The organism is Flavobacterium sp., from assembly GCF_043780635.1.
Classification (GTDB): Bacteria; Bacteroidota; Bacteroidia; order Flavobacteriales; family Flavobacteriaceae; genus Flavobacterium.
This window is the reverse complement of record NZ_JAYWCK010000026.1, coordinates 1-19,254: the sequence shown is the minus strand read 5'-3', so window position 1 is coordinate 19,254 and position 19,254 is coordinate 1. Positions and strand designations below refer to the sequence as shown.

Annotated in this window: 19 protein-coding genes; 11 read left to right on the top strand and 8 right to left on the bottom strand. The window is 35.2% G+C overall.

Annotation, left to right across the window (positions count from 1 at the left end):
- The 4 genes from ACH2BV_RS02160 to ACH2BV_RS02145 form a co-directional block, all read left to right on the top strand.
- Positions 1–1,122 (top strand): hypothetical protein (locus ACH2BV_RS02160; RefSeq protein ID WP_395048962.1); only part of this gene is annotated, 1,122 nt, incomplete at its 5' end.
- Positions 1,123–1,132: 10 nt separating this feature from the next.
- Positions 1,133–1,888: a hypothetical protein gene (locus tag ACH2BV_RS02155; protein ID WP_395048960.1), complete on the top strand. Its 756-nt coding sequence runs from the start codon at positions 1,133–1,135 to the stop codon at positions 1,886–1,888.
- Positions 1,786–2,316 (top strand): GNAT family N-acetyltransferase, encoded by a 531-nt coding sequence (locus ACH2BV_RS02150; protein ID WP_395048966.1) that lies wholly within the window; start codon positions 1,786–1,788, stop codon positions 2,314–2,316. Before ACH2BV_RS02155 ends, ACH2BV_RS02150 begins: the two co-directional genes overlap by 103 nt.
- Complete coding sequence (locus tag ACH2BV_RS02145; RefSeq protein WP_395048958.1) at positions 2,313–2,981, top strand: formyltransferase family protein; 669 nt, start codon at positions 2,313–2,315, stop codon at positions 2,979–2,981. The genes ACH2BV_RS02150 and ACH2BV_RS02145 overlap by 4 nt, the downstream gene beginning before the upstream one ends.
- Before the next feature lie 136 nt (positions 2,982–3,117).
- Here the strand turns inward: ACH2BV_RS02145 and ACH2BV_RS02140 are convergent, their stop codons facing one another.
- The 3 genes from ACH2BV_RS02140 to ACH2BV_RS02130 form a co-directional block, all read right to left on the bottom strand.
- Complete coding sequence (locus ACH2BV_RS02140; protein ID WP_395048956.1) at positions 3,118–6,531, bottom strand: hypothetical protein; 3,414 nt, start codon at positions 6,529–6,531, stop codon at positions 3,118–3,120.
- A 152-nt stretch (positions 6,532–6,683) separates the two neighbouring features.
- Entirely contained in the window at positions 6,684–7,940 is a 1,257-nt protein-coding gene (locus ACH2BV_RS02135) for an aspartate kinase (protein WP_395048954.1), read from the bottom strand.
- Positions 7,941–7,967: 27 nt separating this feature from the next.
- Entirely contained in the window at positions 7,968–8,447 is a 480-nt protein-coding gene (locus ACH2BV_RS02130; RefSeq protein ID WP_395048952.1) for a GNAT family N-acetyltransferase, read from the bottom strand.
- Between the two features lie 169 nt (positions 8,448–8,616).
- Here ACH2BV_RS02130 and fbp point away from each other — a divergent pair, with 169 nt between their 5' ends.
- Positions 8,617–9,636: a class 1 fructose-bisphosphatase gene (gene fbp / locus ACH2BV_RS02125; RefSeq protein ID WP_395048951.1), complete on the top strand. Its 1,020-nt coding sequence runs from the start codon at positions 8,617–8,619 to the stop codon at positions 9,634–9,636.
- A gap of 33 nt (positions 9,637–9,669) precedes the next feature.
- On the opposite strand, the gene ACH2BV_RS02120 is transcribed toward fbp, so the two are convergent.
- On the bottom strand, positions 9,670–10,101 hold the full coding sequence (locus ACH2BV_RS02120; RefSeq protein WP_395048950.1) for a TerB family tellurite resistance protein: 432 nt from the start codon (positions 10,099–10,101) through the stop codon (positions 9,670–9,672).
- A 199-nt stretch (positions 10,102–10,300) separates the two neighbouring features.
- Here ACH2BV_RS02120 and ACH2BV_RS02115 point away from each other — a divergent pair, with 199 nt between their 5' ends.
- From ACH2BV_RS02115 to ACH2BV_RS02105, 3 genes are read left to right on the top strand one after another with little or no spacing between them, the layout of a single operon-like run.
- The gene (locus ACH2BV_RS02115) at positions 10,301–10,894 is read left to right on the top strand and encodes a HupE/UreJ family protein (RefSeq protein ID WP_395048948.1); all 594 of its coding nucleotides are present in this window, start codon (positions 10,301–10,303) and stop codon (positions 10,892–10,894) included.
- A 7-nt stretch (positions 10,895–10,901) separates the two neighbouring features.
- Positions 10,902–11,330, top strand: a complete 429-nt coding sequence (locus ACH2BV_RS02110) for a deoxycytidylate deaminase (protein ID WP_395048947.1) — start codon at positions 10,902–10,904, stop codon at positions 11,328–11,330.
- Positions 11,331–12,905, top strand: a complete 1,575-nt coding sequence (locus ACH2BV_RS02105; protein WP_395048945.1) for a S41 family peptidase — start codon at positions 11,331–11,333, stop codon at positions 12,903–12,905. It abuts the gene before it with no gap.
- Between the two features lie 5 nt (positions 12,906–12,910).
- Here the strand turns inward: ACH2BV_RS02105 and ACH2BV_RS02100 are convergent, their stop codons facing one another.
- The 4 genes from ACH2BV_RS02100 to ACH2BV_RS02085 are packed head-to-tail and all read right to left on the bottom strand — an operon-like array spanning position 12,911 to position 15,156.
- Positions 12,911–13,654, bottom strand: coding sequence for a phosphatase PAP2 family protein (locus ACH2BV_RS02100; protein ID WP_395048942.1), 744 nt, complete (start codon positions 13,652–13,654; stop codon positions 12,911–12,913).
- A 45-nt stretch (positions 13,655–13,699) separates the two neighbouring features.
- Positions 13,700–14,323: an FAD-dependent oxidoreductase gene (locus ACH2BV_RS02095; RefSeq protein WP_395048941.1), complete on the bottom strand. Its 624-nt coding sequence runs from the start codon at positions 14,321–14,323 to the stop codon at positions 13,700–13,702.
- Positions 14,324–14,325: 2 nt separating this feature from the next.
- Positions 14,326–14,529 carry a hypothetical protein gene (locus ACH2BV_RS02090; protein WP_194310286.1) on the bottom strand — a complete coding sequence of 68 codons (204 nt, stop codon included), beginning with the start codon at positions 14,527–14,529 and terminating at the stop codon, positions 14,326–14,328.
- Positions 14,530–14,577: 48 nt separating this feature from the next.
- Positions 14,578–15,156 carry a MarC family protein gene (locus ACH2BV_RS02085; protein WP_395048964.1) on the bottom strand — a complete coding sequence of 193 codons (579 nt, stop codon included), beginning with the start codon at positions 15,154–15,156 and terminating at the stop codon, positions 14,578–14,580.
- 202 nt (positions 15,157–15,358) lie between these two features.
- Here ACH2BV_RS02085 and ACH2BV_RS02080 point away from each other — a divergent pair, with 202 nt between their 5' ends.
- The 3 genes from ACH2BV_RS02080 to ACH2BV_RS02070 form a co-directional block, all read left to right on the top strand.
- The gene (locus ACH2BV_RS02080; RefSeq protein WP_395048940.1) at positions 15,359–15,925 is read left to right on the top strand and encodes a DUF3109 family protein; all 567 of its coding nucleotides are present in this window, start codon (positions 15,359–15,361) and stop codon (positions 15,923–15,925) included.
- Positions 15,926–16,187: 262 nt separating this feature from the next.
- On the top strand, positions 16,188–17,165 hold the full coding sequence (locus ACH2BV_RS02075; protein WP_194310284.1) for a ribonucleotide-diphosphate reductase subunit beta: 978 nt from the start codon (positions 16,188–16,190) through the stop codon (positions 17,163–17,165).
- Positions 17,166–17,454: 289 nt separating this feature from the next.
- A partial coding sequence (locus ACH2BV_RS02070) for a ribonucleoside-diphosphate reductase subunit alpha (protein ID WP_395048938.1) occupies positions 17,455–19,254 on the top strand: 1,800 nt, incomplete at its 3' end.

The following is a 19,254-nucleotide window of genomic DNA, read 5'->3' as shown; positions in this document are numbered from 1 at the left end:
AACAGCGTAATTGGAAATAATGCAACTGGTGTTTATCAAGATTCGAATCACCCCTATGCTACTATTGATTATGTACTGGCTTTACCAGCTTTTAAAAGTGGTGATATTATTTGGCTTCAGAACGAAAATGGAAATTTTCCGTGGAATTCTAATTTTACAGGCAATAGAAATTTTACTATAAAATCTGACGTTTCAGTTACGTTGAATTTTTCTTCACACGCTCCTGGTTATATAGCTTCTGGATTGAGCGGAGCCGTATCTATTATAAAAATAGACCTACCAGTAGGTACTATTTATAATGAAAGAAGCGGCGGTACAGGTATAGCTTTAAGAGATCCGGATGAAAACGGAAGAATAATGCTAAATATTAATGCGAATTACATCTATTGGAACTGCTCTACAACTGCCGGAGTTCTTACCGGACTTTCCGCAAATAAAGTTTCAACAATAGGAAATTTGTTTAATTTTTCAACAAACGTAGGTCATATATTTGTATCAGAAATAGAATGTTTATCAAATTATACGTCTTTTGCAAATGGATTCAAAGAAATTACTATTGGTAAAATAACAGGTTCGGGAAGTTTTGCTTTTTCAGGTTCAGATGCTATTTGGAATATAGGGGATATTCTTACAACTGGTACGAGCTATATATCTTTTGGAACTGGCAGTAGAAATACAGTTAACTGGATGGATAGTATTATTTCTTCGAGTGGCGGAATTGAATTAGGAAGTTATTACGTAGGAAATACAGTTCATACAGGAACGATAAGAAGTTGTGCCAGGATATATTTTTTATTTGCCGAAAACGCAAATAATAATGTTTATTTTAAAAATTTTACAGCGGACTTAGGTACAGGAACGATAAGAGCTTATGTCAATAATATAAGTTTTGAGAACTGTTCAATAAAGGCGTTAAATTCTCCTATAACTTTTGGTGATTATGGATTAGGTAGTTTAACGATTAAAAACAGTTCGTTTGAAGTTGTGAATGCAGTTCCGTTAGTCACAGGTGGAGCAGGAATAGGTAAAACTATTAAAATAGCCGGGTTATCAACTAACGCCACAATGATTTCAGACCAAAACGGTACTGGTGTCACTGTCACACAATTCACAAATTATTAAAAATACAAATATGAAACTAATAGCACAAACATACGTGTCACCTTTGTTGAACCAAGGCACATTTGCAAACGTGAAAATAGTAGTAGAAAACAGCACGCGAAACTTTGAAAGTTATCGTGCACAAAGAGTAAAATCATTGTTTAATGCCGAGGACGGCTCAAGCTTCAAGACTGAGGCCAACATTGATATTGATGATTTGGATTGGGGTATTGGTTTGATTGTGGGCGCGTCCGGTTCCGGCAAGACCTCGATAGGCAAGCAGTTTTTTGGAGAGAATAAAATTCACGATTTGTATTCGGGTTGGGACTGCTCCAAGCCTATTATTGACTGCATTTTACCGGATGGCGATTTCAACACGGCCACCGGAGCATTGGCCGCCGTGGGTCTTGGTGATGTGCCTAGTTGGCTGCGGCCATTTAACGCATTATCGAATGGCCAACAGTTTAGAGCGGGATTGGCGCGGTTAGTTACCGAAGCACCAAAGGAGGCTGTTGTTGACGAATTCACAAGCGTAGTGGATAGACAGATTGCCAAAATTGGTGCATTAGCTTTCGCCAAGAACTGGCGGAGAAATAAGGGTAAGAAAGTAGTTTTGTTATCGTGCCACTATGATATTATTGAATGGTTGCAACCGGACTGGGTATATGATGTAAATACCAAAGTATTAAAAAAAAAATTGAAATCGGGAAACGGCCAGACATCAAGCTTGAAGTTTGGAAGGTCAACGGAACTTACTGGAAACTGTTTAAAGAGCATTATTATTTAGATCTTCCACATCCACCCGCAGCCGAGTATTTTGTTGGCGTTGTCGATGGGGAACTTGTGGCGCACGTTGCAGTTTGTCCAATGTTTACTGCTAATGCATATCGAGCAACGCGCTTGGTTGTTATGCCGGAGTGGCAAGGTGCCGGTGTTGGAACCGCATTTTTAAATGAGGTTATGCAATACCACCTCGAGGGTAACGGCCGTTGTCAAAGAAAGTATCACACGTTCTTCCATACTTCGCACCCACAGTTATGCGGCTATTTACGAAATACCGCCGTTTGGAAACAAACTAATGCTATTCTTTACGGCGCGAATAAATCAAGGAGTAACGCCAGTATCACAAAAACAGGCAAAAAAGGAGGTATTACCGGTTGTGGCTATGGCGGCCACTTTCGAGCAGTTCAAAGTTTTAAATATTTAGGAAAATGAAGAAATTAAGAGTTTTTATAAGCGGCACAAAGTATTTTGGGCAAGAAGTGTTTAGGCTGTGCAATAGTTTGGAGTTTGTTGAGATTGTGGGCGTTTGCACTCCGCTTGGCGATAGGCATATGATGAAAATGGCGCAGCTGTTCGATGTTCCCGTTGTACCCGGTGGCACGTTAAAGGAGGACACATTGCCTGATAATACTGATTTGGGTATAACTGCGCACTCGTTTGATTATATTGGCACAAAGACGCGATATAAGGCTAATATTGGATGGATAGGTTATCATCCAAGCTTGTTGCCCCGGCATCGTGGCCGGTCTTCTATTGAGTGGGCGGTAAGAATGCGTGATGCTATAACAGGAGGTACGGTGTTTTGGCTTAACGCAGGCATTGACCGTGGCGATATTGCGTATCAGGACATTTGCTTTATTGATCCAAAGATGTACGGCATGGAGCCAAAAAAGGCGGCAAAACTGCTTTGGGAACATGAACTACAGGCGATGGGATTAAAACTGTTAGAGCAAGCGCTCACGGATATCAGTAACGGTATTGTTATCAAGAGGCCACAGCGTAAAGAGTTTAGCACCTTTGAACCTAATTCAGACGTTAAGGATGTGTTTAAACCTGATTTGTTGATGCTAGAGCAATACAGCTCCGCAAGTAAATAGAAAAGCCCCATTTAGGGGCTTTTTAAGTATTGTTTAAATGCTGATTAAATATTTTATATTTGCCACGAAACTGCATGATTCATTTTGGATTTATGCATGTTTCATTTTTTCGATTATAAATAATAATAATATTTTATTAAAAATAAGCTCTCAATTGAACACTTCCCGTGTGAATTGTTTGGCTACTTTCACTTTTTCTTCCTTGGTAATTAAAATTAATATCTAAAAAATTGGTTAGGTTTTTTTGTAAAAGCAATCTCCAAGTAAGGTTTTGTCCGGTTTGTAATCCTTCAAGCATTTGAAATCCAACAGAGGAAAATTCATTTCCAATGAATTTATTTTGATAAAACGAAACTTCTCCATTCATTGTAAAATTCTTTTTACCCGCATAAGTAAAAGACGTTCCAAACCTGTTTTGCATCAAAGTTTCCAAGTTTACAATTTGATTTTTCTTGTTTTGAATCTCATAAAATAAATCCCAACTCGTGCTTTTTGAAAACAAATAACTAATTTTTGGAGCCAATTGATAGCCTTTTATGTCATAATTTTTTTCAGGAAAATTTTCTGACGCAATAGACGTTTGAATTGTTTTGGCAAAAAAACCGAACAACCAACTTTTCTTATATAAGTGAGAATATTGCAATTGATTCGAACTGTTTTTTGCTTCTTGTGAGCCAATCGAAAGTAGATTTTTCGTCTCATTTTGGATATATGAATAAGTAACGGAATGGCTTTGTTTACCTCGATTAAAGAATAAACTATTTCTGAAACTGGAGTTCAATCCCAACACATTTTCAGTAGAATTGTTAAAAGGATTTAGGTCAAAATTATCGCCTTTATTTTCGATTTTTCTATCTATTAGAAAAGATGTTTGGTTGTAAAAATAGGAAAGCATTTTTTTAAATCCATTCTCGTTTTGCCATTGATTAGGATTTAAAACAATGGATTGGGAGAATTTATTTTGGTGCGTTTTGATGTAAATTCGGTTGGGCAAATAGATTCTGATGTATTTTGCTTGGTCGATAAAAGGAGCGACTTCAAATTCTTCAAATTCTTGAATTCCATTGCTATTGTAATCGTTCCAGGTGTAAACTCCTTGTCCTGCGGGAACTTCAAGATAGGTGAATTCCTGTTGTGGAATGGAACCGGAATTGGTTTCAAAAACGGTCGTAGATTGAATTAATTGATTGAAAAAGCGGTCGTTATAAACCATTCTAGAATTCAGTGAAGGCTCATTTATCTTGGCTGCATCGACAAAATTCAGAACTCTGTAATTCACAAAAAGGGATAAATCGCTTTTGTTGGTCTGAATCAATTTTGATCTTAAGGCAAAGGTTTGGGAGTTGTTTACGCGTTGAATCATTCCGTTTTGCAAACTATCATTTGTTCTTTTAAAATAACCCAATTCCACGAAAACCTTTGTGCTGTCGCCACGTCCGGCAAAAAATCCATATTCTAAAAAACGTTGGCTTAAAGCCGAAAATTGATTGGTTGATTTATTTTTTTCTTGGTTGTCTTCCAATTTTAGACTGGTGCCAATCCAGTTTTTCTTGAAATGATATTTGACTAGCGATAGGTTCCTCAAGAATTTTGAACTTGATGCTGTGGCGTCGCTATTCAGAAAACTTCCCTGACTTTGAATTTTCCAGTCTTTCAAGGTAAATAAAGCATTCAAAATGTGACGATTTCCAGAAAAACTTTCGGAGAAATCTAGTTTTTCAAATTGGTAAACCAAGTTTCCTTTTTCGGGCAAGGCCATAAGCAATCCTGAAACCAAATAACTTTGATTGCCAATTGTGGTTATTCCCAGATTCCAATCTCTGCCAAATTCAACATTGTATAGTCTTTCAACAGTTCTGAAGTCTTTCTGTACATACTGATAATTGGCAAATGCATCTACGTTCCATTTTTTTGAAAAAAGGCGTTGTCGTGCATTTATTTTTGTCGCTAAACCGTGATTATTGGAATCATCCATTGAAGAAAACAGGTTTTTATCGTTGTTGCTCAACCCAATTTCAAAATCGACTGCGGTTTTGTCTGATGGCGTGTATTTACCTAAAAAGGTGGCCACCTGAATTTTTATGGGCGCCACTAATTGGATAATAGGTTCATAATTTCCTTGGGGAATTGCACTTATTGGCTCAATATATTCATAGATTCTACCAATTGTGGCAGTATTTTTCAAAATATAATTTCCTTTATTGGTTCCAACCAAACTGAACCTAACATTATATAACACATCTTGTGGATTATTCGAATATTCGAAAACTTCTACTGCGTTTACCAAAGTTTTTTTGTATAATATTTTGTTGTCAGAATAGGAATCTAAGTAAGCCGAAGGCGCGACCATTAAATCACTATTGTCTCCGGCATCAGCTAAAATTTGGACTTGCTCTGTTGAAAGACTTTGCTGTAAAGGTTGATTTTTTAAATCACTTTCGGAATACAAATAACCACCAAAACTCCACTTTTTGCTTTCATGAGAACCGCCCGCATAAGTAACAAATCGGGTGTAATTTTGTTCAGAATATTGATATTCTATGGTGATTCTCATTTCTGAAGTTATGGTAAAAAGCGGTGTAAAAATGATTTCTCCCGCATTGTAATCTATGGTGTAATCGTTGTTTTCTCCTCGTTTCAGAAGAATTCCATTCACATAAACCCGCTCTGAACCTGAAATGACCAGGATGTATAATTCTCCATTTTGTCCAATTAATTTATATGGACCTTGATTTCCTTCCTGACCTACGAAATTACTTTTGGCATATTGTCCTCTTACCAATGCCGCCGAAGCAAAAACATTAGTTTTATTTTCTTCTGTTCCAAAGTCAAAATTGGCGGTCAATCCTTGCGCTTTTTTGTTGAAATTCAGGAATTGGGTTTTATGATTTTCAAGGAAAACATCTCCAGCGCGAATGTTCCATTTGTCGCTAAAGAGCTCCATAAAAACATTATCAAATTGATCTAGTTTTTGGGAGTAACCACCATCTTGCAGCGGAATGTTGTTGTCTTGTAAAGAAGCCCGTAAACTTACTTTTTCGGATAGTTTTCCGGTGATTTGCAAATCCAGATTCGAGTTTAAAACTGTATTTTGATTATTGCCAATGGTGACTCCACGGGTGATACTTCCCGAAGTATTAAGGCCATAGAATGGAATATTTTTTTTTGGTTGAATGGATTCAACTGCATACAAACTTCCAGAAGCAGCTTCGTTGCTCACTACTTTGCTGGAGTCATAAATACTGTATTCTTTGGTTAAAACTTCTGGAAGTTTAAGATAATGAACTGTTATAGAATCTGAATTTCGAGGAAAACTTTCTTTTAAAATTAAGATTCCATTTCCGAAATTTATTTTGTAGAAACTGCTGTCGATGGGTTTTTCTTTGGCGTCAAGCAATTTGAAAAAACTTGGGTTGAGACTTTCGTTTTCAAGGTGAATGGTATCACGAGAAACTTGAATTTTTTTGATTTTGTAGGACGAGTTGATTTCCTGCGCCTGTAGCCCAGAAAAACATATCATTACTAACAAAAACAATACTTTTTTCAGCATAAAGAATATAACTCGAAAGTATCAAAAGTAGTATTTATAATTGGGAAATTGTAATGCTGAAATTTTGATATTGTAATCGATTAATAAAAAAACCGCAGACCCACAAATTTTAAAATCTGTCAATCTGCGGTTAAATTATTTTAATATTCAGACTAACCTTCTATAGTCACGATCTGCATTGTTTCACGGCTCACTTGTTTCAATAAAACCGTTTTGTTGTGTTCTACTGTTTGTGCAGCTTTATCATTAAAATGTCTAATAGTATAAAGAGTCACATTTTCGTTATAATCTACTTTGAATTTCTTTGCCAAAATTGGGTTCAAATCTTTAAAATTTCCAAATTTGTCCTCCACACATACTGAAAAACTGATGGCAGAATTCTGGATTAGATTTACTTTTAGTTTAAATTGGTGAAACAAAGCAAATATTTCGCTTATGTTTTCTTCCATAATAAAAGAGAAATCTATGGAGGAAAGCGAAATCAAAAGTTGGTTTCTTTTTACAATAAAACTTGGAATTTGCCATTCTGAATCAGAACCTTTGGATACGCAGGTTCCTGGCAACATTGGGTTTATAAATGATTTTACATACAAAGGAATTTCCTTTTTTTGTAGCGGTTGCAAGGTTTTTGGGTGAATAACGGTTGCGCCATAAAATGCCATTTCAATCGCTTCACGATAAGAGATATGACTGAGCAAACTCGCATTTTCAAAATATCTTGGATCGGCATTCATCACTCCGGGAACGTCTTTCCAGATGGTCACACTTTCGGCATTGAGGCAATAAGCAAAAATTCCAGCAGTATAATCGGACCCTTCACGACCTAGGGTTGTAGTGAAATTATTTTCATCTGAACCCAAAAATCCTTGGGTAATGTTTAACATTTTTCGCTTTACGTTTTTCGCGATATTTTTTTGGGTTAAATCCCAATCTACTTCTGCATCTCTATAATTCGAATTGGTCTTTATGAAGTTTCTAACATCAAGCCATTGCGTTTTTATGCCTTTATAGTTCATAAAATGACTTAAAATCGTAGTCGAAATTAATTCGCCATAACTTACGATTTGGTCGTAAACAAAATTATAATTTGGTGATTTATTGTGCGCCAAGAAATATTCCAAATCCGAAAATTGGGTGTTTACTGCTGCAAAAACATCATTTTTGTCATCTTCGAATAAATCCAACAGAATTTGGTTGTGGTATTTTTTTACTTCTTGTACCGATGAATTCAATTCTTCCGATTTCTCGAAATAGTTTTTTATCACTTCTTCTAGAGCATTAGTCGTTTTTCCCATTGCAGAAACTACCAACAATACATCTTCGTAACCCACTTTTTGTAAAACGTCATATACGTTTTTAATTCCTTCGGCGTCTTTAACGGAAGCGCCACCAAATTTGAATACTCTCATATTATTTTAACAAAAAAAATTGTAATTTTATTTTAATCTGTTGTCTATAAAATAGTTAATCCCATCTTCATCCATTTGCGTCAAATACCAATCTTTGAGAACTTTTGCACCGGACTTCTCATAGAAATCAATTGCTGCCGTATTCCAGTCTAGTACGTGCCAGTCAATTCTTCTTACATTGTCGAGCTTTCCTTGTTTTATGATTTCAGAATACAAGGCATAACCTAATCCTGTACCACGCATTTTATCTTTGACAACTAAATCTTCAAGATGAATTATTTTTCCTTTCCAAGTGGAATAACGGTAATAATACAAAGCAATCCCCACAATTTCACCTTCTACTTCAGCAACAAAAACGTGAAATAGCGGAACTGGACCAAAACCATCCTGAATTAGATCATCTACTGTCACTAAAACAGCGCTGGGCTCTTTCTCAAAATCGGCCAATTCTTGAATAAGACCTAAAACGGCTTCCATATCTTCGGGATTTCCTTTTCTAATAGTCATAATATTTTATTTATAATTGTTTTTTGGCTTGGAAAAATATGCTTTTATTCGAAAAATTCATACTTTAAATGGCAAATATACAATTATGATAATCGAACTAAATAAAATTATATCATTTTCACAAAAAAACCGATATTTGTGACTTCAAAACAACTACAACGATTTCGTAATGGAAGTACGCAACAAAACATTAGGAGAATATATTATCGAAAACCAAACCGCCTTTCAATATTCTTCAGGCGAATTGTCCAGAATTATCAACTCGATTCGATTAGCGGCCAAAGTGGTCAACTACAAAGTGAACAAAGCTGGATTAGTTGATATAGTTGGCACCGCTGGAGCACAAAATATTCAAGGTGAAGATCAACAAAAATTGGACGTTTATGCCAATGAAGTTTTTATTCAAACCTTGATTAATCGCGAGATTGTTTGTGGGATTGCCTCCGAAGAAAATGATGATTTTATAACCGTTCAGGGGTCTGACAATAGCCATAACAATAAATATGTTGTTTTAATGGATCCGCTGGATGGCTCTTCAAATATTGACGTGAATGTTTCTGTAGGAACCATTTTTTCGGTTTATAGAAGGATAACCCCAGTAGGAACTCCGGTAACTTTAGAAGATTTCTTGCAACCCGGAATCAATCAGGTTGCTGCCGGATATGTTATTTACGGCACATCAACTATGCTGGTTTATACCACAGGATGTGGCGTAAACGGATTTACATTGAACCCGGCCATTGGAACATTTTATTTGTCGCATCCCAATATGCAATTCCCTAAAGACGGAAATATTTACTCCATCAACGAAGGAAATTATGTCCATTTTCCGCAAGGCGTGAAAGATTATATAAAGTACTGCCAGCTAGAAGAGGAAGAAAGACCATATACTTCAAGATACATTGGAAGTTTAGTTTCTGACATTCACAGAAATATGATAAAAGGCGGAATTTATTTGTATCCAACCAGTTCAAAAGCTTCAAAAGGTAAATTGCGATTGCTTTACGAATGCAATCCAATGGCTTTTATCGTGGAGCAAGCCGGAGGAAAAGCATCGGATGGGTTTTCTAGAATAATGGAAATACAACCAACAGAATTACACGAAAGAGCTCCATTCTTTTGTGGTAGTAATAACATGGTTGAAAAAGCGGAAGATTTTATGCGATTAGCCAAGTTAAGCAAATATTAAAGACAAAAAGCTCCCAAATTTGGGAGCTTTTTTTTATCTATTCATATTTTGCATTTCGTAAATAAAAGTGTCTAAATCTACTTTTTTATCTATTAATGCTAGTGCTTTATTGACAATATAATTGACATTGCTTGTAGTAAATCCAAGCGCTACAGCAAATTTTTTCAATAAGACTTCTTGTTTATCGCCCAAATGATGATCATGGTGAACCACTCTGGCAATATTGTATAAACTCTCCAATCTTTCTATGTGTAAATAGGGCGGATTAAGTTCATATTTCAATGGGTTCTCTAAGATTTCTTCATATTCTTCATTCGAGAGTTCTAGTTTTATGGCTAACTTGTCTAAAAAATTCTTTTCATCAGGATCAAATATTCCGTCTGCATACAAGACCCGAACCACAGCAGCAAAACGACCTTTCATCCTGCGTTTAAATTCATTATCAAATAATTCTGCTATTGACATAATTTTTGAGTTTTTAAATTGTTATATAAAGATAACACTAATTTCTTTTTTAACGAATATCAAACTGCAATATTTTCTCTTATTTTCCTACATTTAAATTAAAAAAATAAAACAAGATATCCTTTTAACAGTATCGCTTCAAACTAATTTCAAAATTAATTGTAAGTTTGACAACCCCTAATCTTTAAAACTATTTATAATGTCTGAATTTTGGATTTATTTTGAAAAAGGGTTGAGGCACATCCTCGATCAATTTGCTTACGATCACATCTTATTTTTAATTGCATTGACGGTTCCGTATGCATTTAAGGATTGGAAAAGATTATTGCTTTTGGTTACCATCTTTACTGTTGGAAATACATTGGCATTGCTATTGTCTGTTTTTGGAGTAATAATATTAAAAGGCAATTTGGTTGATTTTTTAATTCCGATAACCATTCTCATCGTGGCTTTTTTCAATCTTTTTACTGCTGGAAAATCATCAAAACAAGAAAGCATCAGCATTATTGGTTTTGTCACTTTGTTTTTTGGAATTATCCACGGATTGAGTTATGCGGCTTATTTCAAAACGTTATTAGGAGGCTCTCCACAGTCGAAATTATTGCCTTTGTCTGAGTTTTCATTAGGAATAGAAACTTCTCAAATAATTGTTGTTTTAATTGTGTTAATACTTTCGTATATTGTACAAACCTTCTTCCGGTTTTCAAAACGCGATTGGACATTAGTGATGTCGTCTTTTGTGATTGGAGTTGTTTTACCAATGATTATCTCTAGCGAAATTTGGAATAGATAAATAGAACATGGAAAAGAAAAAATTAAATAAATACGACAAAGCTTATCTTCGAATTGCCAAAGAATGGAGTCTTTTGTCCTATTGTAAACGCAAACAAGTGGGCGCCATAATTGTTCGCGACAAAATGATTATTTCTGATGGATATAATGGAACGCCTTCTGGTTTCGAAAATTGTTGCGAAGACAATGAAGGCTTGACTAATTGGTACGTACTTCACGCCGAAGCAAATGCAATTTTAAAAGTTGCTCGTTCTACGCAAACTTGTGAAGGAGCAACGCTTTATATCACGCTTTCACCTTGTAAAGAATGCAGCAAGTTAATCCATCAGTCAGGGATAAAAAGAGTCGTTTATCAATTAGGCTACAGAGATACTTCGGGAGTAGATTTTCTTGCGAAAGCTGGTGTAATCGTAGAACAAATAGAAGTTTTAGAATAAATGAAAATTAGCCCTAAATATTTTCCAATCCTTATTTTTGCCACTCTTGCCATTGGAATTCTTCTTGGCGGATGGCTAAATTTTCCGAACCAAAATCAATTTTTGGCTAAAAACAATTCTAAAAATAAGCTCAACAAACTCATCGATTTCATTAACACGGAATATGTCGATAATGTAAATACAGATTCGATTGTCGCTCATACGGTTGACAATATTCTGGCGCAACTTGATCCACATTCCGTTTATATTCCACCAAGCGAACAAACCGAAGTTGCCGAAAGCATGCGAGGTGATTTTGTGGGAATTGGAGTGAATTTCTATATGTATAAAGATTCGTTAGCGATTATTAAAACAGTCGAAAATGGTCCTTCGGAAAGAGCCGGAATTAAATCTGGAGATCGAATTCTTTATGCCGACAAGACAAAATTATTTGGACGAAAATTACCAACGGACAGTCTTTTTTCCAAACTAAAAGGAGTAGAAGGCTCCGAAATTGTAGTCACAGTTTATAGAAAATCGGAACGAAAAAACATTAAAATTAAAATAAAACGAGGTGTCATTCCTATAAAAAGTGTTGATGCTGCTATACTTTTGAATGCTACTACAGGCTACATAAAAATAAATCGCTTTGCCGAAACTACTTATGACGAGTTTAAAACAGGTTTAAGCAATTTAAAAGAACAAGGCGCAAAATCACTCGTTATTGACCTTCGAAATAACGGTGGTGGATATATGGAACAAGCGATTGCCATTGCTGACGAATTTTTGAAAGACAAGCAATTAATCGTTTTTACGAAAAACAAAAAAGGAACTATCGAAAAAACATTTGCCACTAAAACAGGAAGTTTCGAAAACGGAAATTTATTTGTTTTAATTGACGAAAACAGCGCATCGGCAAGCGAGATTTTGGCTGGAGCCATTCAGGATAATGATAGAGGAACCATTGTTGGTCGCCGTTCTTTTGGAAAAGGTTTGGTGCAACGCGAAATGGATTTTGATGATGGTTCAGCAGTGCGATTGACCGTTGCCAGATATTATACTCCAACAGGACGTTCAATACAGAAACCTTATGCAAAAGGGAATGAAGACTATTTTAAAGAATCGGAATCAAGGTTTGATAATGGTGAATTGTATAATAAAGACAGTATAAAAACGCCTAAAACACCAAAATTTAAAACTCCAAAAGGTAAAATTGTGTATGGTGGTGGCGGAATTGTTCCCGATGTTTTCGTTCCGCTTGAGGTAGAGCAAGGCAAAGAACACGCCGCTTATTTATTGCAATCTGGTATTTTGGGCCAATTTGTGTTCGAACAATTAGACCATAACAGAACTATTTTTAAAGGAATGACCTTCGAACAATTTAAGGTTAAAATTGATGGAACGGATTTATATTTCAACGCTTTCCAAAAATATATTTCCAAAAATGGAATAGATATGAATTTAGACAAAAATAAATCTTTGGTTAAACGCTATTTGGCAGCAGAATTTGCTCGACAGTTATATAGTGAAAGCAAATTTTATGGGATTGTGTTGAAAGATGATTTGATGGTTAAGACAGTATTGAATAACAAATAATTCAATTATTTTATTCTCACACATAAATAAAAACCATATTGATTATTGTCTATTTCAGGCAAAAGGGTAATATTATCTGTTTTTTTAAAGGGATTCCATTTAATAATGGGGTCAAAATAATAGATTACATTAGTTACCAACATTCCTATTCCGGCTCCAACTAACACATCAGAAAGCCAATGGGCATTGTTCATAATTCGCAATGCTCCAGTCGTTGTAGCAAATCCATATCCGCTGTAAGCCAGTATAGGACTTGTGTCTTTGAACTCTTGATATAAAACGGTTGCATTAGCAAAAGCGGATGAAGTATGTGCTGACGGCATAGATTCTGGGATTTCATCGCCATTTGGTCTGGTTTTATTGCTGATTTTTTTTATTTTAAAAGTGATAAAATCAGTAATAATGATGGATATCGTTAGATTTTTTGTTTGGTCAAACCAATGATTTTTTCCCTTTATACACATTACATCAGCTGCGTAAAGTTCTACTATTGGTGCGTATCTGGTATAATTATCAACGGTAGTACTAAAGTCTTCTCCAACACTATTTCTCACGCTTTTTTGGAAAGATTTCTCAAAGGCACTCCCGCTAATTAATAGTCCTCCGGCTATTAGAGATATGGGTAAAATAGTTGTTTTTAAAAGAGTGGGTTTTTGTTTTGGTTTGCTTGTCAAACTATCAGTTTGAGCATTTGTTGACAGATTGACGAAGATTAAAACAATTGCTAAGAAAGATATTTTTATTTTCATAATTTGACTTCTGTAAAGCAATAGATAAAATTAGAAATAAACCATCTAAAGTTTAATAAACGATTTCTTAATACTATCGTGAGATTGTGTTTGAATTCCTCCATTCCATAAAGTAAGAATATCAGTTGCTACTGCTGCACCGCTTCCCGAAGCAATCGCCACTTGGCTTCTCCAGCCTGCAAGAGTTCCGGTCACATAAATACCATCAGCTACTCTGTGGTCTATATTTTTGAGTTGGATTCTTTGTTTTTCGGCGAGTGTTTTTTGATGAGGTTCCACATATTCCATCAAACCTTCAATATCAAAAGTATTGGAATAGCCAATTGCCATAACAATCGTTTTGGTTTTGTAGATATTCTTGTTTGTAGTTATTGTAAATTCAGGGGATTCTCCCTCAATTTTCAGCACTTTTTCACTTGGTATCTGTGTGATATGAGGATAAGTTTCTGATAAATGCTGAATGCTTTCAATCAATAAATCAGAACCTAATTTGCCTGGAGTAATTCCGTAAGCATTATTTATTAAGGCTTCCTGAAGAGAGGAAGTTTTTTGATGCGTTATGATTCCGATTTTTTTATCAATGACAAAGGGTTTGTTTTTTGCCGAACCCAAAATAAGAGCACATGACATCCCAGAAACGCCACCGCCAATGATTAAAATATCAAACACAATTAGAATTTATCATTCATTTTTTCTTCGATGCTTTTTGACATTCTAAATATCAAAAGAATTAAAACAGCACAAAAAGAAGCTGCAATTCCAATAAAAGCAATCATACTGTTTCCTTCGAGAGGATGTTTGAAGTCGAGCAGACTAATATTGAATATAATTAGCCCAATTGCCAAAACTACCAATATGTTAGTGAAAAGTTTCATAAGAATAATATTTTGTAAAAATGATGGGTAAATTTATTAAAATTTATTTTAAGCAAACAAACCTTTAACATTACCGGCGAATAATTTAACAGCTATTGCCAAAAGAACGACTCCAAAGGCCTTTCTGATTACTCCCAAACCATTTTTTCCCAGCATTTTTTCGATTTTTGCAGATGATTTCAAAACGATATATACTATAATGATATTAAAAACAATGGCAATAACAATATTTATGGTTTGGTATTGGGCTTTCAATGATAATAAGGTGGTCATCGTTCCAGCACCGGCTATTAACGGAAAAGCAATTGGTACAATTGAAGCAGAACCCTCATCTTCATCACGATAAATGCGTATACCTAAGATCATTTCAAGTGCCAAAAAGAACAATACAAATGAACCGGCAACAGCAAATGAATGAACATCAATTCCTATAAGATTAAGCAATTCTTCACCTACGAAAAGGAAAACAATCATAATAATTCCAGCTACTAACGAAGCTTTTTCGGATTCAATATGACCGTGTTTTGTTCTCAAATCTACAACAATAGGAATCGTTCCCACAATATCAATTACAGCAAAAAGTACCATCCCTACAGTAATTATTTCTTTAAAATCCAATTCCATAATTTCTTAAATTTATGGGGCAAAAGTAGTATTTTCTATAGGTTTAAAAGTCAAATTAAGGTTATTTTTTTGGTAAAGCGTATTGACTAAGATGGTTGACAATGTTTATTTTAATCCAATAATTTGAATATTTACCGATAATTTGTGACTTAAAAAACTCAAAATTTAACATTCGAAATTGAGAATTGCAAAGTATCTTTGCAAAATGTTTCAACTAGGAAAAACCATCGTATCGGAAGATATTCTCGAAAAAGAATTTGTTTGTAATTTATCAGCCTGCAAAGGTGCTTGTTGCGTCGACGGAGATGCTGGTGCACCTTTAAACGAGGCCGAAACCAAGATTTTGGAAGAAATTTACCCAAAGCTAAAACCCTTTCTTCGCAAGGAAGGAATTGCTGCCATTGAGGCGCAGGGAACCTGGACAAAAGGCACAGATGGCGATCTTGAAACTCCTTTAATAGATAATGCAGCTTGTGCTTACGTCATTTATGATGGAAAAACGGCGCTATGCGGAATCGAACAAGCCTACAATCAAGGGGAAGTTACTTTTAAAAAACCAGTTTCCTGTCATTTATATCCCATTCGTGTGAAAGATTTCACTGAATTTTTCGCTGTGAATTATGACAAATGGGAAATTTGCGACGATGCCTGTTCTTTGGGCAAAGAACTCGAAGTTCCGGTTTATAAATTTGTTAAAGAAGCTCTCATTCGAAGATTTGGCGAAGATTGGTATATAGAGCTCGAAAAAGTCGCAGAGGAATTGAAAAAATAATTTCCAAAAAATTATAATTCCCATATTTACTATTTTTTTAAATCCTATATTTTACGGTATCTTGCGTTATATTTTATTTTTTAAAATATTGATATTCAACGTATTGTGATTTGTATGAAAAATATTCCAATCGCTTCTATTTGTTAAAAACTCAAGCCAATTGTGAATAAGTTTGGCTTTTTATAACCGCAAGAATTCACAATCTTTGTAATCTACGAAAAACATAAAAATTCGTTAAAATTTCAAAAAAACAAAAACAATAATGTCAAAACTTGAACCAATCTTACAAGAAAATAAAAATCGTTTCGTGATTTTTCCTATCAAGCACCACGATATATGGGAATTTTACAAAAAAACAGAAGCCAGTATCTGGACTGCCGAAGAAATTGATTTGGCTCAGGATTTGAACGATTGGAACAATAAATTAAGTGAAGACGAAAAGTACTTTGTAAAACATATTCTTGCATTTTTTGCTGCTTCTGACGGAATTGTAAACGAGAATTTAGCTCAAAATTTCATCAACGAAGTACAATACGCTGAGGCAAAATTCTTCTATGGTTTCCAGATTATGATGGAAAACATTCATAGCGAAACTTATTCTCTTTTGATTGATACTTATGTAAAAGACGAAACGGAGAAAGATGAATTGTTTACAGCAATCGAGGTTTTTCCGGCAATCAAGAAAAAAGCAGAATGGGCTTTAAAATGGATTGAATCTGAATCTTTTGCTGAAAGATTAATTGCTTTTGCTGCTGTGGAAGGGATTTTCTTCTCCGGAAGTTTTTGCTCTATTTTTTGGTTGAAAAAACGTGGTTTGATGCCAGGATTAACATTTTCGAACGAATTAATTTCTCGTGACGAAGGAGTTCACTGTGATTTTGCGGTGCATTTGCATAACCATCATTTAAAACATAAAGTTTCAAAAGCGCGTATTAGAGAAATCATTGTTGAAGCATTAAATATTGAAAGAGAATTTATTACAGAGTCGATTCCGGTGAGTTTGATTGGAATGAATGCGGTTTTGATGACACAATATTTAGAGTTTGTTACTGATAGATTGTTGGTGGAATTAGGTTGTAAGAGAGAATACAACACCGCAAACCCTTTTGATTTTATGGATATGATTTCACTTCAGGGAAAAACAAATTTCTTTGAAAAGAAAGTTGCCGAATATCAAAAAACAGGTGTAATGAATACAGATTCTGACGCGCAAAAAATTAGCTTTGATGCCGATTTTTAGAAAACATTAAAAAGTTGCACCATTAAGGAATTATGATTTATTAAGTCTCAATTTGCTTAATTTCTTAATGGTTCAAAAATTATAGATTACCAAATCTGAACTGTTTTAGCCCCGATAGTAGTGGAAATCCTTTTGTTTTTTTCTTTAAAAAACAAAAGATTGCAACAAATAGCGGGAATAGCTTCAAAAAATAAATAAAATTAGAATTATCCGGGATTAGCTTCCCAAAAACAATCACAAATACCCCGAAATAGAGAAGGGATTGTCTATTTCATAAAACCAAAAAATTATGTACGTAGTAAAAAGAGATGGCCACAAAGAGCCAGTAATGTTTGACAAGATAACGGATAGAATTAAAAAACTATGCTACGGACTAAATGGTTTAGTCGAACCTGTAAAGGTGGCTATGAGAGTGATTGAAGGACTTTATGACGGAGTTTCAACTTCAGAATTAGACAATCTTGCTGCCGAAACTGCGGCTTCAATGACTATTTCACATCCGGATTATGCACAATTAGCGGCAAGAATTGCGATTTCTAACTTGCATTCCAATACCAAAAAATCTTTCTCAGAAACAATGAACGAAATGTTTCATTATGTAAATCCGAGAACGAACCTGGAAGCACCATTGCTTTCCGAAGAAGTGCATAAAGTAATTATGGACAATGCTGAATTCTTGGATTCGCACATTATATACAATAGAGATTTTAACTACGATTATTTTGGTTTCAAAACATTGGAACGTTCTTATTTGTTGAGAATAAACGGAAAAATCGTGGAGCGTCCGCAACATATGTTGATGCGTGTTTCTGTTGGAATTCATTTGAATGATTTGGATTCTGTGATTGAAACTTACGACTTAATGTCGAAAAAATTCTTTACTCACGCAACTCCTACGTTATTCAATGCTGGAACTCCAAAACCTCAAATGTCTTCTTGTTTCCTTTTGGCAATGCAGGATGACAGCATCGACGGGATTTATGATACGCTGAAACAAACTGCCAAAATCTCGCAATCTGCAGGTGGAGTTGGACTTTCTATTCACAATGTTCGCGCAACGGGTTCTTATATTCGTGGTACAAACGGAACTTCAAACGGAATTGTGCCAATGTTGAAAGTTTTCAACGATACAGCTCGTTATGTGGATCAAGGAGGTGGAAAACGCAAAGGAAGTTTTGCAATTTACATTGAAACTTGGCACGCTGATATTTTTGAATTCTTGGATTTGAAAAAGAATACCGGAAAAGAAGAAATGCGCGCCAGAGATTTGTTCTTTGCAATGTGGACTTCGGATTTGTTTATGAAACGTGTGCAGGAAGATACCTATTGGACACTAATGTGTCCTAATGAATGCCCGGGTTTATATGATGTTTACGGCGAAGAATTTGAAGCGATGTATATTGATTATGAAACTCGTGGAAAAGGTCGTAAAACCATCAAAGCACGTGAATTGTGGGAGAAAATTCTGGAATCTCAAATTGAGACCGGAACGCCATATATGTTGTATAAAGATGCAGCCAACAGAAAATCAAACCAGAAAAATCTCGGAACCATTCGTTCATCGAATTTGTGTACTGAGATTATGGAATACACTTCAAGTGACGAAATTGCGGTTTGTAACTTGGCTTCACTTTCGTTGCCAATGTTTGTGGAAAACAAAAAATTCAATCACGAATTGCTGTTTACCGTTACGAAACGCGTGACCAGAAACTTGAATAAAGTGATAGACAGAAATTATTATCCTGTAATTGAAGCTGAAAACTCCAATATGCGTCACCGTCCAATTGGTCTTGGAGTACAAGGTCTTGCCGATGCTTTTATTATGTTGCGTTTTCCTTTTACGAGCGACGAAGCCAAGAAATTGAATCAAGAAATTTTCGAAACTTTATACTTTGCAGCCGTTACCGCTTCAATGGAAATGGCTAAAGAAGAAGGACCTTATTCTACTTTTAAAGGGTCGCCAATTTCACAGGGAGAATTCCAACACAATCTTTGGGGAATGAAAGACGAAGAGCTTTCAGGACGTTGGGATTGGGCTTCACTGAGAAAAGAAGTGATGGAACACGGAGTGAGAAACTCACTTTTGGTT

Excerpts from the sequence above, each read along its gene's own strand:
- ACH2BV_RS02155 (WP_395048960.1), top strand. The coding sequence starts at position 1,133 with ATGAAACTAATAGCACAAACATACGTGTCACCTTTGTTGAACCAAGGC.
- ACH2BV_RS02145 (WP_395048958.1), top strand. The coding sequence starts at position 2,313 with ATGAAGAAATTAAGAGTTTTTATAAGCGGCACAAAGTATTTTGGGCAA.
- ACH2BV_RS02140 (WP_395048956.1), bottom strand. The coding sequence starts at position 6,531 with ATGCTGAAAAAAGTATTGTTTTTGTTAGTAATGATATGTTTTTCTGGG.
- ACH2BV_RS02135 (WP_395048954.1), bottom strand. The coding sequence starts at position 7,940 with ATGAGAGTATTCAAATTTGGTGGCGCTTCCGTTAAAGACGCCGAAGGA.
- ACH2BV_RS02130 (WP_395048952.1), bottom strand. The coding sequence starts at position 8,447 with ATGACTATTAGAAAAGGAAATCCCGAAGATATGGAAGCCGTTTTAGGT.
- fbp (WP_395048951.1), top strand. The coding sequence starts at position 8,617 with ATGGAAGTACGCAACAAAACATTAGGAGAATATATTATCGAAAACCAA.
- ACH2BV_RS02120 (WP_395048950.1), bottom strand. The coding sequence starts at position 10,101 with ATGTCAATAGCAGAATTATTTGATAATGAATTTAAACGCAGGATGAAA.
- ACH2BV_RS02115 (WP_395048948.1), top strand. The coding sequence starts at position 10,301 with ATGTCTGAATTTTGGATTTATTTTGAAAAAGGGTTGAGGCACATCCTC.
- ACH2BV_RS02110 (WP_395048947.1), top strand. The coding sequence starts at position 10,902 with ATGGAAAAGAAAAAATTAAATAAATACGACAAAGCTTATCTTCGAATT.
- ACH2BV_RS02105 (WP_395048945.1), top strand. The coding sequence starts at position 11,331 with ATGAAAATTAGCCCTAAATATTTTCCAATCCTTATTTTTGCCACTCTT.
- ACH2BV_RS02100 (WP_395048942.1), bottom strand. The coding sequence starts at position 13,654 with ATGAAAATAAAAATATCTTTCTTAGCAATTGTTTTAATCTTCGTCAAT.
- ACH2BV_RS02090 (WP_194310286.1), bottom strand. The coding sequence starts at position 14,529 with ATGAAACTTTTCACTAACATATTGGTAGTTTTGGCAATTGGGCTAATT.
- ACH2BV_RS02080 (WP_395048940.1), top strand. The coding sequence starts at position 15,359 with ATGTTTCAACTAGGAAAAACCATCGTATCGGAAGATATTCTCGAAAAA.
- ACH2BV_RS02075 (WP_194310284.1), top strand. The coding sequence starts at position 16,188 with ATGTCAAAACTTGAACCAATCTTACAAGAAAATAAAAATCGTTTCGTG.